A 12,213-nucleotide genomic window follows, 5' to 3' on the forward strand; every position below is an offset into this window, starting at 1 on the left:
ATGCAAGCCTTAATAAGGCCGTTAGAAGAATTGGCGGAATTTGAAGAGCTTCAGAAGAGGAAGAAGAGCAGGCCTGGGATGATACAGATATCCGGCTGCGTCAATTCACAGAAAACCCATATGATGTATGCGCTGAGCGATGGCTGTCACTATAAAGTCATCGCCTGTTCCAGTGAGTCAAAAGCGAAACAGATCTATGAAGAATATCGCTTCCTGGATCCGAATACATACCTGTACCCTGCAAAGGACCTTTTGTTCTATCAGGCAGATCTAAGGAGCAGGGAACTGGTGCAGCAGAGGATGGAAGTCATCCAGTCCGTCATCGCGGGGCAGGACATAACCGTTGTCACGAGCTTCGACGGGTTCATGGATGCTCTGCTTCCGAAGGCTGAGATCGAGAGACGTACGATAACGGTGAAAAGCGACAGCGCGGTCGACCTTGCCAAGATGCAAAGAGAGCTTGCCAGACTGGGCTATGACAGGGAGATACAGATAGAAGGCCCGGGGCAGTTCGCCGTCCGTGGAGGGATTCTGGACGTATATCCGCTGACAGAGGAACTTCCTATCAGAATAGAACTCTGGGGAGATGAGGTGGATTCGATTCGTACCTTCGATGTCGGCACGCAGCGGTCTATAGAGAATCTCGAGGAAGTCGTCATATATCCGGCCAGCGAATTCCCGGAAGAGGGGGAGAAGAGGGTTTCCTTTCTGGATTATTTTGAACCGGAGCATACGATTCTATTTCTCGACGAGCCGGTGCGGCTTCTGGAAAAAGGCAAAGGCGTCGAGGATGAATTTATTGAAGCCCAGAAACGCCGTCTCGAAAGCGGCTACGATATGACCGATGCGGAAGCGCAGCTCTTTCATACGGATGAGATAGTCAAGCGGATGAACGGCTACAGCAGCATCGGCTTCTTTGCGTTGGAGATGCGCTGCAGAGGATTTGAAGTCCGTGCTTCCCTCAGTCTTATGACAAAGAGCGTTAATCCCTATAACAGCAGCTTCGACATGCTGACGCAGGACTTGAAACGCCTGAAGAGAAACGGCTACCGTGTCGTGCTACTTTCCGGTTCCAGAACGAGGGCAAAGCGGCTGGCCGAAGATCTGCGCGATTATAACCTGAGCAGCTATTACAGCGATGAGATGGACCGGGAGGTAAATCCCGGCGAGATTATGACCGCATACGGACACGTGGCAGAGGGGTACGAATACCCCATGCTTAAATTTACCGTGATTGCAGAGACGGATATCTTCGGCAAGGTCAAGAAGAAAAAGAAGAGGAAATCTTACGAAGGCCGTAAGATACAGAGCTTTTCTGAGCTGAAGCCGGGAGATTATGTCGTCCACGAAAACCATGGCCTTGGAATCTACCAGGGGATAGAGAAGATAGAAGTGGACAAAGTGGCAAAGGATTACATGAAGATATCCTATGCAAAAGGGGGAAATCTCTACATTCCGGCCACTCAGCTGGACCTGATACAGAAGTATGCAAGCTCGGATGCCAAGAAGCCGAAGCTGAACCGGCTCGGGACGCAGGAGTGGACGAAGACGAAGAAAAAAGTCCGGGGGGCGGTAAAAGAAATCGCTAGAGACCTTGTCGCGCTCTACGCGGCCCGGCAGGAGCAGGAAGGCTATGTGTACGGAGAAGACACGGTCTGGCAGCGGGAGTTCGAAGAGATGTTTCCCTTTGAGGAGACGGAGGACCAGCTTCTGGCCATCGAGGCGGTAAAGAGGGATATGCAGAGCCGCAGAATCATGGACCGCCTCATCTGCGGGGATGTCGGTTACGGCAAGACGGAGATAGCGATCAGGGCAGCGTTCAAGGCCGTGCAGGAGGATAAGCAGGTCGTATATCTCGTGCCGACGACGATACTTGCGCAGCAGCATTACAACACATTTGTTCAGCGGATGCGTGACTTTCCGGTGCGGATTGACCTCATGTGCCGGTTCCGTACGCCGTCACAGCAGAAGAAGACAGCCGAAGATACGAAGCGGGGTCTCGTCGATATCGTGATAGGGACGCATCGCGTGCTGAGCAATGATATGGAATTTAAGAACCTTGGTCTCCTCATCATCGATGAGGAGCAGAGGTTCGGTGTACAGCACAAGGAGAAGATCAAAAAGCTGAAAGAAAACGTGGATGTGCTGACGCTTACCGCCACCCCTATACCGCGGACGCTTCATATGAGCCTGATCGGCATACGTGACATGAGCGTACTGGAAGAAGCGCCCAATGACAGGATGCCGATACAGACGTATGTGATGGAGTATAACGATGAGATGGTGCGCGAAGCGATAGAGAGGGAGTGCGCCCGCCAGGGACAGGTCTACTATGTCTATAACCGTGTGGAAGATATCGCGGAGGTTACGGCCGGCATACAGAAGCTCGTGCCGGAAGTCAGCGTCGCTTTTGCACATGGGCAGATGAAAGAACACCAGCTGGAGAAGATCATGTATGACTTCATCAACGGTGAGATTGATGTCCTCGTATCCACCACCATTATCGAGACAGGGCTTGATATATCGAATGTCAATACGATGATCATCCACGATGCAGACCGGCTTGGACTGTCGCAGCTCTATCAGCTGAGGGGCCGTGTGGGCCGTTCCAACAGGATGGCATACGCGTTCCTTCTGTACCGGAGAGACAAGATGCTCAAAGAGGTTGCGGAAAAGCGTCTGGCCGCCATCCGCGAGTTCACCGACCTTGGCTCCGGGTTCAAGATCGCCATGCGCGATCTGGAAATCAGAGGTGCCGGCAACCTGCTCGGGGCACAGCAGCATGGGCATATGGAGGCGGTCGGGTATGACCTGTACTGCAAGATGCTCAATGAGGCGGTGAAACATCTCAAAGGTGAGATGGAAGAAGAGACTTATACGACGACGATGGATCTGAACGTGGATGCATTTATCCCTGACTCTTATATTCCGAACGAATATCAGAAGCTGGATATATATAAGCGGATTGCCGCTGTGGAGACGGAGGATGAGATGGAGGATATGGTAGAGGAGCTCATCGACCGTTTTGGAGATATACCGAAGAAGGTGGAGACCCTGCTGAACGTCGCCCGTCTGAAAGCGCTGGCCCACAGCGTGTACGTGACGGCTGTGGAACAGAAAGGCGAGACATATACCTTTGTGATGTATGAGAAGGCAAAGGTCCGTCCGGAACAGATTCAAGACCTTCTGGATGCATTCAAAGGGGCGCTCATATTTAAGACCGATACGCCGCCATATTTTGTCTATGAAAAGAAGAACCGGAATAAAAAGGAAAAGAATGAGGATATTCTGCAGGTTGTGAAAAATGTGCTAATTGGAATAAAAGGATTGATTGACACTTAAAAACGGGCTATAATGGTGAAGTTAGCAGTACTAAGGAGGGTATATAAAAACATGAAAAAGAGAGTGTTACTATTTGCAATAACGGGTCTGCTCGCGGCGGGCGTCCTCACGGGCTGCGGTTCCATCGACGAGGATGACGTGGTGGCGACCGTGGGAGAGAAAGAGATTACAGCCGATGTTGCAAATTTCTTTGCAAGATATACACAAGCCCAGTATGAGACGTATTATTCCGGTTACCTTGGGGAGGATATGTGGAATACTGACGCTGCAGAAGGACAGACATATGAAGAATTCGTCAAAGACTCTGTGCTGGAAGAGCTGGAAAAGATGATCGTGCTGGAAGAGCACATGGGCGATTATGACGTATCTCTTACTGAGGAAGAGAAAGCTGTCATTGAGAAATCCGCCAAAACCTTTGATGAAGACAATACGCTGGAATCCAAAGAGAAGATATCAGGTTCCAAGAAGACGGTAAAACGTGTACTGACGCTCATGGCAATACAGAAAAAGATGTCAGAAGCGATAGAAGCGGATGCGGATACGGAAGTATCGGATGACGAGGCGGCCCAGAAGAGCATGCAGTACGTGCTGTTCCCTTATACGAAAACCGATGATTCCGGCAAATCTGCCGACCTGTCGGATGAGGAAAAGGCTGAGGCCAAGGAGAAGGCAGAGAGCTTTGCACAAGGCGCTGAGACGGCAGAAGATTTCAATGCACTTGCCACAGAGCAGGGACTGGAAGCACAGACCGCCACGTTCGACAGCGAGTCCGCAAGTCCGGATGGAGACCTCGTAAAGGCGGCGGACGCGCTCGGAGAAGGAGAAGCGACCGGCGTCATAGAGACAGACAGCGGCTGCTATGTGGCCAAAGTGACAAGCCTTCTGGACAGAGAGGCGACGGATTCCAAAAAGGAAAGCATCGTCCAGGAGAGAAAGACAAAACTCTACAACGATACGTGTGACAAATGGATAAAAAAGGCAGGCGTGAAGGTGAACAAAGGAGTCTGGAAGAAAGTGGACTTCAACGACCTGAGCGTAACCATCAAGCAGAGCAGCGAAGAACCATATTCCGACGGGGCCAAGACAGACGACCAGGCGGAGTAAATGCGGGTTTAGTAAACTAAGACGCCGCTGGGGAGGTATGGGGCAGATGCGCAGGTGCAAGCGGGAGAGGCGGAGAATCCGTCCCGGAATCCTTGGTTTGTGGGAGAGGAGCTGCTATCAGCGACTCTGCCGCAAAGTTAGGAGGCCGTGGACTAGTCGAAGCCTCGGACGCATCGGAGCAGATGCCACCCGGCTCCCTGTCCGCGGTCTGTTTCACTAAACTCTCATTTATTGGAAGAAGCTTCCTACGATATCGTTGACGAGCTTGCCGTCTGCTTTGCCTTTTACTTTTGGCATAAGGGACTTCATGATTTTTCCTTTATCCTTTGCAGTCGGGGATTCGATGCCGAGTTCTTTCAGCGTAGTTTCCACGATGTCCTTGATTGCGGCTTCGTCCATCATCTTCGGAGCATAGCCTTCCAGGACAGCCAGACGTTTGTTACACTCGTCTATGATTTCCGTGCGGTCCGCAGGGGTCATCTCAAGTGTTTCCTTTGTCTGCTTTATTTCCTTCAGGATGACTTGTGTCTCTTCCTCTTCCGTCAGGTCGGAACGTTTGTCTATCGCTTTATTCTTAAGGGCTGCCAGCAGCATGGATAATGTCTCTTTCGTCTCCTTGTCGCCTGCTTTCATAGCACTTACCATGTCACTTCTTACGTCTTCGATTTTACTCATGATATTTCCTCCATATTTGTTTTTTTCTGCCTCTATTAGATATAATAGTATACACACATCGTATTTTCAAGACCGGACCTTGCGAAACGGCAAGTATATTATTCTTTTGCTGCATGTATGTTTTTCCTGCTTTTAACAGATAATACATTTATCTGCCAATCAAGATAAATGGAGGGAACATAAGGACATGAAAGCAACTGGAATAGTGAGAAGAATCGATGATTTGGGAAGAGTAGTAATTCCCAAGGAAATAAGAAGGACTTTGCGGATACGAGAAGGGGATCCGCTGGAGATATTTACGGACCGGGAAGGTGAGATCATTTTAAAGAAATATTCTCCGATCGGCGAGCTGTCCGCTTTTGCAAGACAATATGCGGAAAGCCTTGCCCAGACGATGGGCTGCCTTGTGTGCGTAAGCGATATGGATCAGATCGTGGCATCGGCCGGAACCGGGAAGAAAGATTTCCAGGACAAATATATCAGCAAGCAGCTGGAAAAGGTGCTGGAAGAGAGAAATCCGATTCTGGCGGCAGTTGGAGATAAGAAGTTCATGAAGACGATAAATGACCAGGATGATGAATATCATTATCAGGTAATCCACCCTATCGTATGTGAGGGAGACGTCATCGGCGGCGTCATCTTCCTGACGAAAGAGAGCAAAAAGAAGTTTTCGGAACTGGAACAGAAGATGGCCGCATGTGCGGCAGGTTTTTTAGGCAGGCAGATGGAACAATAATGGCATAAATCCGTGTTCTGATTCATACCTTGTGATAGACGAGGAGGGATTAGATGGAGAGACGGATTCAGAAAGATTCAAAAGTCATGTGGGTGTTAAAGTCACTGCTTGCTTCTTATATAGTCACCGGAATCATGCTTCTGGTGCTGACCGTACTGCTTTATAAGATGGATTTGAACGAAAAAGCGGTATCGGCCGGCATTGTGGCTATCTATGTCATGGCTACGCTTATCGGAGGCATCATTATCGGGAAGCTTGCAAGGGTGCGCAGGTTTGTGTGGGGACTTGGCCTGGGAATCGGATATTTTGCACTTCTGCTTCTGATTACGCTCGGAGTGTACCATACGCTGAACGGAAACGGTGCGAACCTCATTACGACGTTTATTCTCTGCGCCGGCGGGGGCATGGTGGGCGGAATGATTTCATGAAAAACAGCCAGAAAAATACTTCCAAAAACATATTGCTTATGTTATAATAACAAAAGTTAAGCAAACGTAAGGAGGATATTGACATGAAACATGTGAAGACATTGAATACACAGACTTTGAATAATACTGTTAAAAAAGGCGGATGCGGAGAATGCCAGACATCCTGCCAGTCAGCATGTAAGACATCCTGCACCGTAGGAAACCAGACGTGCGAACAGAAGAAATAATGAAACATCATACGGAATACTCGGGACAGCGGTCTTAAGGGTCGCTGTTTCTTGTTACGTAGGAAAGCTTTTTCCTATGTGGCAAAACCCTCCGGGGATGTACACGATGTGCAGCCGCACATTGGCGCACGAAGTGTACAAGTCCTCCATGAGCGAGGGGTCTAGGTAGCTGAAGTGGACTTGTCCACTTTATTTTTGTTTGAAAAAGGGGGATATACAGTTTGGTTCACCAGTATAAAAACAATGGATATAATATAGTCCTTGATGTGAACAGCGGGGCAGTCCACGTGGTAGACGGGCTGTGCTACGATGTTATAGCGGAGCTTGAGGAAGCGCCGGAATCTCAGACGGCAGAGCACCTTAAGGCCCCGGAAACGCTGGAGCGGCTGAAGGAGAAGCTCGGCGGGACATACGATGCGAAGGACATAGAAGAGGCGCTTGCGGACGTCGTAGAGCTGGCAGAGGCGGGAAGGCTGTTTACGCCGGATACGCATGAATGTCTGATTGAGGAAGTGAAGAAGAGGAAGACGGTCGTCAAGGCGCTCTGCCTGCATATTGCACACGACTGCAACCTCGCCTGCAGATATTGCTTCGCGGAAGAAGGGGAATACCACGGAAGGCGCGCGCTTATGAGCTATGAAGTGGGCAGGAAGGCGCTGGACTTCCTCATAGCCAATTCCGGCAGCAGACGCAACTTGGAAGTGGATTTCTTTGGCGGCGAGCCGCTTATGAACTGGCAGGTCGTAAAAGACCTTGTAGCTTATGGACGGAGCCAGGAGAAGTTACATAACAAGCGCTTCCGCTTTACCGTGACGACGAACGGTGTACTTTTAAATGACGAAATACAGGAATTTGTGAACAAAGAAATGGATAACGTCGTTCTCAGCCTTGACGGGCGCAAGGAAGTCAACGACGCGATGCGCCCGTTCAGAAACGGGAAAGGCAGTTACGACCTGATAGTACCGAAGCTCCAGAAACTGGCCAGGAGCAGGAACCAGGAAAAGTATTACATAAGAGGTACATTTACAAGGAACAACCTGGATTTTGCGGAGGATATCCTGCATTTTGCGGATCTGGGCTTCCAACAGATGTCCATAGAGCCGGTCGTGGGGGAAGAGACGGATCCGTACGCGATCAGGGAAGAAGACATACCGGCGATCAAGCGGGAATACGACAGGCTGGCACAGATCATGATCGACCGTGAAAAGAAAGGAAAAGGTTTTCATTTCTTTCATTTTATGATAGACTTAGACGGTGGGCCGTGCGTGGCGAAACGCTTGTCAGGGTGCGGTTCCGGAACGGAATATCTGGCTGTCACCCCTTGGGGGGACTTCTATCCGTGCCATCAGTTCGTGGGTCAGGAAGCGTTCCTGATGGGGAACGTGGAGGAAGGGATCTTCAGGCCGGAGATTGCAGACGAGTTCAGAAGCTGCAACGTATATTCTAAAGAAAAGTGTAAGAACTGTTTTGCAAAATTTTACTGCAGCGGCGGCTGTATGGCTAATGCCTATAATTTCCACGGTACGATCCACGATACGTATGAGATTGGATGTGAGATGCAGCGTAAACGTGTAGAGTGCGCGATTATGATGAAGGCGGCGCTGGCAGAGGAAGATTCGGAAGGATAAGAGAAAGGAAGTAGACCATGAAGAAGAGTAAAGGCATACTTAGTCTTGTCGTGACGGCAGCGCTCATAGCATTGCTCGCATTCACGACAGCAGTAGGATTCGGTAAAGGCAAGACCGGTTCTGCGGAAAACATTAAGCTCGGCCTTGATCTGGCGGGCGGTGTCAGCATCACCTACCAGGTAAAAGACAAGAATCCGTCAGAAGAAGAGATGCGGGATACGATCTACAAGCTTCAGAAGCGTGTGGAGCAGTACAGCACAGAGGCTAACGTATATCAGGAAGGCGATGACAGGATCAACATCGAGATTCCTGGAGTAAGCGATGCCAATACCATCCTGGATGAACTTGGTAAACCAGGTTCCCTGGAATTTCAGACGCAGGACGGTGAGACGGTCATTACCGGTTCTGACGTGAAGACCGCTTCGGCCCGTGCCGGCGAAGACGATATGGGTAACAAGGAATACAGCGTGGAGCTTGACCTGAACGAAGAAGGGACGAAGAAATTTGCCGAAGCGACAGAGGCGAACGTGGGCAAGCCTATCTCCATCATCTATGACGGGGAGACGATCAGCAGCCCTACGGTGCAGACGGCAATCACCGGGGGACAGGCTTATATCACCGGCAATTTCAACTATGAAGAGGCGGAGAACCTTGCCTCCACCATCCGCATCGGCGGACTGAAGCTGGAGCTCACCGAGCTGCGTTCCAACGTAGTCGGCGCGCAGCTTGGAGAACAGGCGATCAGTACAAGCCTGAAAGCGGGGGCCATCGGCCTTGCTGTCATTTTTATCTTTATGATATGCGTATACCTGCTGCCGGGGCTCGCATCCAGCCTTGCCCTCATTATCTATACGGGGCTCGTGCTTGTGATCTTGAACGCATTCAATGTCACGCTGACGCTGCCTGGTATCGCAGGTATCATCCTCGGTATCGGCATGGCGGTTGACGCCAATGTCATCATATTTGCCCGTGTGCGGGAAGAGATGTCCAAGGGAAAGAGCGTGCGCAATTCCCTTAAGACAGGATTCCAGAAGGCCATGTCTGCCATAGTGGACGGCAATGTGACGACGCTTATCGCCGCGACGGTACTGTGGTTCAAGGGATCAGGTTCCGTCAAGGGCTTTGCCCAGACGCTGGCCATCGGCATCATCGTATCCATGTTCACGGCGCTTGTCATAACCCGGATGATCGTGTATGCATTCTATGCGGTAGGGCTCAGGAAAGAGAAGCTGTATTACCGTCCGAGGAAGGAAAGGAAATCCATTGATTTCCTCAGCAGGAAGAAATGGTTCTTCGCCCTGTCGCTGGCTATCGTCATACTCGGCTTCGTATTCATGGGTATCAACGGTTCAAAAGGAAAGGGAGCATTTGCATACAGCCTGGAGTTTGAAGGCGGTACGTCGACAAATGTAACATTTAACAAAGATTATACGATTGAAGAGATAGATAAAGAAATCGTGCCTGTCGTGGAAGAAGTGACCGGGGATGCCAATGTCCAGACGCAGAAGGTTGCAGACACGAACCAGGTTATCATTAAGACTAAGACGCTCAGCCTGGATGCGCGTGAGGCGCTGAACAAGGCGCTCGCCGACAACTTCAAGGTGGATGAGTCTCTGATTACCGCGGAGAATATCAGCTCTACCGTCAGTAAAGAGATGAGGCAGGATGCCATCATGGCGGTTATCATTGCCACGATATTTATGCTCATCTATATCTGGTTCAGATTCAAGGATATCCGTTTCGCAGCGAGCGCTGTCACCGCGCTTCTGCACGACGTGCTCGTGGTGCTGGCCTTCTATGCCGTGGCGAGGATTTCGGTCGGTAATACATTTATCGCATGTATGCTTACGATCGTAGGATACTCGATCAATGCCACGATTGTTATATTTGACCGGATCCGCGAGGAACTGAGGCTTAAGACGAAGGCTACGGATCTTGCGGAAGTGGTGAACAAGAGCATCACGCATACGCTGACACGGAGCATCTATACTTCTCTGACTACATTCGTCATGGTGGCCGTGCTGTTCGTGATGGGCGTAAGCTCCATCCGTGAATTTGCGCTGCCGCTCATGGTCGGCATCATATGCGGCGCTTATTCATCCGTATGCATCACTGGCGCGCTCTGGTATGTCATGCGGACAAAGCTCGGGAAGAAAACGGCAGATACAAAGAAGAAATAAAAGAGCGGTACAGGATAGCAGCCATGGCCATATTTATATGGCTGTGGCTGTTTACAGTGGAGGAAAAGAAAATGGAACAGTGGGTGCTGCTCAGAAAAGGAGCAGATTTTGAGGCCATCGGGAAAGAATTTGGAATCAGCCCGAGGCTGGCCTGCCTTATCAGGAACCGGGACGTGGTCGGCACGGAAGCCGTACGCCGTTATCTGAACGGGACGATTACCGACCTGTATGACGGAATGCTCATGAAGGATATGGATAAGGCGGTAGAAATACTCCGGGAGAAGATAGACGGGGGCAGAAAGATACGTATTATCGGAGATTATGATATAGACGGCGTGAATGCCACGTATATCCTGCTGAAGGGCCTGGATAAATCGGGTGCTGAGGTAGACAGTGATATCCCGGACCGTATCAAAGATGGATACGGTCTGAACATTGAGCTGATCGAGAGGGCTTACAGAGATGGGATAGACACGATAGTGACGTGTGATAACGGCATCGCGGCCAGTGAGGAGATTGCCTATGGCAGGCGGCTCGGCATGACGGTGATCGTAACGGACCACCATGAAGTGCCATATGAAGAAGAGGGGGGCCAGAAGCATTATCTGCTCCCGCCCGCAGATGCGGTCGTGGATCCGAAGCGGCCGGGCTGCGGCTATCCGTTCAAAGGGCTGTGCGGGGCGGCCATCGCCTACAAGCTCATAGAGGCACTGTATGAGGCGATAGGAAATGAAGCGGACGACCTGGATGATTTTCTGGAAAATGTGGCTGTCGCCACGGTCGGGGATGTGATGGAGCTGGAGGATGAAAATCGGATTCTAGTCAGGGAAGGGCTGGAACGGCTCAGAAGAACCGTCAATCCTGGCCTCAGCTCCCTGATCGACTGTACCGGCGTAGACAGAAGGAAGCTGAATACGTACCATATCGGCTTCGTCCTCGGGCCATGCCTGAATGCGGGAGGGCGGCTGGATACGGCGAAGCGAGCCCTTGACCTGCTCTGCGCTCAGAACAAGAAGGAAGCGGATATCCTGGCGGGGGACCTGAAGGCGCTGAACGACAGCCGCAAGGAGATGACCGCGGCCGCGGTGGACCAGGCCGTACAGATGATAGAGACGACATCCCTCGGCGGGGACCGGGTGCTGGCCGTATATCTGCCGGACTGCCATGAAAGCCTTGCGGGGATCGTGGCCGGGCGGCTGCGGGAACGCTACTGCCGTCCTGCCTATGTCATGACGGATGCGGAGGATGGAGTTAAAGGTTCCGGGCGCTCCATAGAAGCCTACCATATGTATGAAGAGCTTGCCGCATGCAGAGAAGTGCTCACAAAGTACGGGGGACATAAGCTGGCTGCTGGGTTTTCACTGAGGAAAGAGGATGTAGAGCGGTTCCGTAGGATGCTGAATGAAAACTGCACGCTGGACGAAAGTGATATGAGGGAGAAGGTGGTTATCGATATGGAGCTGCCGTTTTCCTGCGTCACAGAGGATATTGTCAGAGAACTTAGATATCTGGAGCCGTTTGGAAAGGGGAATACCAAGCCTGTATTTGCAGCCAGGAAGGTTGAACTGCTTGGCGGACAGATATTCGGGAAGCATAAAAATGTGCTGAAGATGCGCCTGAGGGACAGCCGGGGCAGTGAGGCTGAAGCAGTGTATTTCGGCGACATCAGCCGGCTGTGTGCCTATCTGGAGGAGCATTACGGCAAAGCTGCGCTGAACCGGTTCCTGATCCGTCAGCCGAGCGGGATGACACTGTCCGTTACCTATTATCCGGAAGTGAACGAGTATATGGGAAACCGCACAATGCAGATTGTTATCACGCATTACCAGTAAGCTGTCTAAAGTGTATAGAATTGTTTGAAAATAACATAAACTAATGTTATACTGTTTTTGT

Annotated in this window: 10 protein-coding genes; 8 read left to right on the forward strand and 2 right to left on the reverse strand. The window is 50.8% G+C overall.

Annotation, left to right across the window (positions count from 1 at the left end; translation table 11 throughout):
* Together mfd and E1963_RS01390 are read left to right on the forward strand one after the other, a co-directional pair.
* A complete protein-coding gene (gene mfd, locus E1963_RS01385; RefSeq protein WP_132274268.1) occupies nucleotides 1-3,342 on the forward strand; it encodes a transcription-repair coupling factor in 3,342 nt (1,113 codons plus the stop codon).
* Between the two features lie 51 nt (nucleotides 3,343-3,393).
* Complete coding sequence (locus E1963_RS01390; protein WP_132274270.1) at nucleotides 3,394-4,446, forward strand: peptidylprolyl isomerase; 1,053 nt, start codon at nucleotides 3,394-3,396, stop codon at nucleotides 4,444-4,446.
* 16 nt (nucleotides 4,447-4,462) lie between these two features.
* Here E1963_RS01390 and E1963_RS19385 read toward each other — a convergent pair whose 3' ends face one another.
* Together E1963_RS19385 and E1963_RS01395 are read right to left on the reverse strand one after the other, a co-directional pair.
* The gene (locus E1963_RS19385) at nucleotides 4,463-4,663 is read right to left on the reverse strand and encodes a hypothetical protein (protein WP_145964147.1); all 201 of its coding nucleotides are present in this window, start codon (nucleotides 4,661-4,663) and stop codon (nucleotides 4,463-4,465) included.
* A gap of 11 nt (nucleotides 4,664-4,674) precedes the next feature.
* On the reverse strand, nucleotides 4,675-5,121 hold the full coding sequence (locus E1963_RS01395; protein WP_132274272.1) for a GatB/YqeY domain-containing protein: 447 nt from the start codon (nucleotides 5,119-5,121) through the stop codon (nucleotides 4,675-4,677).
* Between the two features lie 187 nt (nucleotides 5,122-5,308).
* On the opposite strand from E1963_RS01395, the gene spoVT reads away from it, so the two are divergent.
* The 6 genes from spoVT to recJ all read left to right on the forward strand — a co-directional run bounded on the left by spoVT (nucleotide 5,309) and on the right by recJ (nucleotide 12,152).
* Entirely contained in the window at nucleotides 5,309-5,857 is a 549-nt protein-coding gene (spoVT, locus tag E1963_RS01400; RefSeq protein WP_132274275.1) for a stage V sporulation protein T, read from the forward strand.
* A 53-nt stretch (nucleotides 5,858-5,910) separates the two neighbouring features.
* On the forward strand, nucleotides 5,911-6,285 hold the full coding sequence (locus E1963_RS01405; protein WP_049727589.1) for a TIGR04086 family membrane protein: 375 nt from the start codon (nucleotides 5,911-5,913) through the stop codon (nucleotides 6,283-6,285).
* 83 nt (nucleotides 6,286-6,368) lie between these two features.
* A complete protein-coding gene (gene scfA / locus E1963_RS01410) occupies nucleotides 6,369-6,512 on the forward strand; it encodes a six-cysteine ranthipeptide SCIFF (protein WP_022318610.1) in 144 nt (47 codons plus the stop codon).
* Nucleotides 6,513-6,733: 221 nt separating this feature from the next.
* Nucleotides 6,734-8,140, forward strand: coding sequence for a thioether cross-link-forming SCIFF peptide maturase (gene scfB, locus E1963_RS01415; RefSeq protein ID WP_132274278.1), 1,407 nt, complete (start codon nucleotides 6,734-6,736; stop codon nucleotides 8,138-8,140).
* A 17-nt stretch (nucleotides 8,141-8,157) separates the two neighbouring features.
* A complete protein-coding gene (gene secD / locus E1963_RS01420) occupies nucleotides 8,158-10,320 on the forward strand; it encodes a protein translocase subunit SecD (protein WP_132274281.1) in 2,163 nt (720 codons plus the stop codon).
* Between the two features lie 71 nt (nucleotides 10,321-10,391).
* The gene (gene recJ, locus E1963_RS01425; protein WP_132274524.1) at nucleotides 10,392-12,152 is read left to right on the forward strand and encodes a single-stranded-DNA-specific exonuclease RecJ; all 1,761 of its coding nucleotides are present in this window, start codon (nucleotides 10,392-10,394) and stop codon (nucleotides 12,150-12,152) included.
* Nucleotides 12,153-12,213: the final 61 nt, after the last annotated feature.

It is taken from the genome of Extibacter muris (genome assembly GCF_004345005.1).
Classification (GTDB): Bacteria; Bacillota; Clostridia; order Lachnospirales; family Lachnospiraceae; genus Extibacter; species Extibacter muris.

Bases quoted from the DNA above. Each gene is read 5' to 3' on its own strand.
- E1963_RS01405 (WP_049727589.1), top strand. From the start codon at position 5,911: ATGGAGAGACGGATTCAGAAAGATTCAAAAGTCATGTGGGTGTTAAAG.
- recJ (WP_132274524.1), top strand. From the start codon at position 10,392: ATGGAACAGTGGGTGCTGCTCAGAAAAGGAGCAGATTTTGAGGCCATC.
- spoVT (WP_132274275.1), top strand. From the start codon at position 5,309: ATGAAAGCAACTGGAATAGTGAGAAGAATCGATGATTTGGGAAGAGTA.
- scfA (WP_022318610.1), top strand. From the start codon at position 6,369: ATGAAACATGTGAAGACATTGAATACACAGACTTTGAATAATACTGTT.
- E1963_RS01390 (WP_132274270.1), top strand. From the start codon at position 3,394: ATGAAAAAGAGAGTGTTACTATTTGCAATAACGGGTCTGCTCGCGGCG.
- E1963_RS01395 (WP_132274272.1), bottom strand. From the start codon at position 5,121: ATGAGTAAAATCGAAGACGTAAGAAGTGACATGGTAAGTGCTATGAAA.
- mfd (WP_132274268.1), top strand. From the start codon at position 1: ATGCAAGCCTTAATAAGGCCGTTAGAAGAATTGGCGGAATTTGAAGAG.
- secD (WP_132274281.1), top strand. From the start codon at position 8,158: ATGAAGAAGAGTAAAGGCATACTTAGTCTTGTCGTGACGGCAGCGCTC.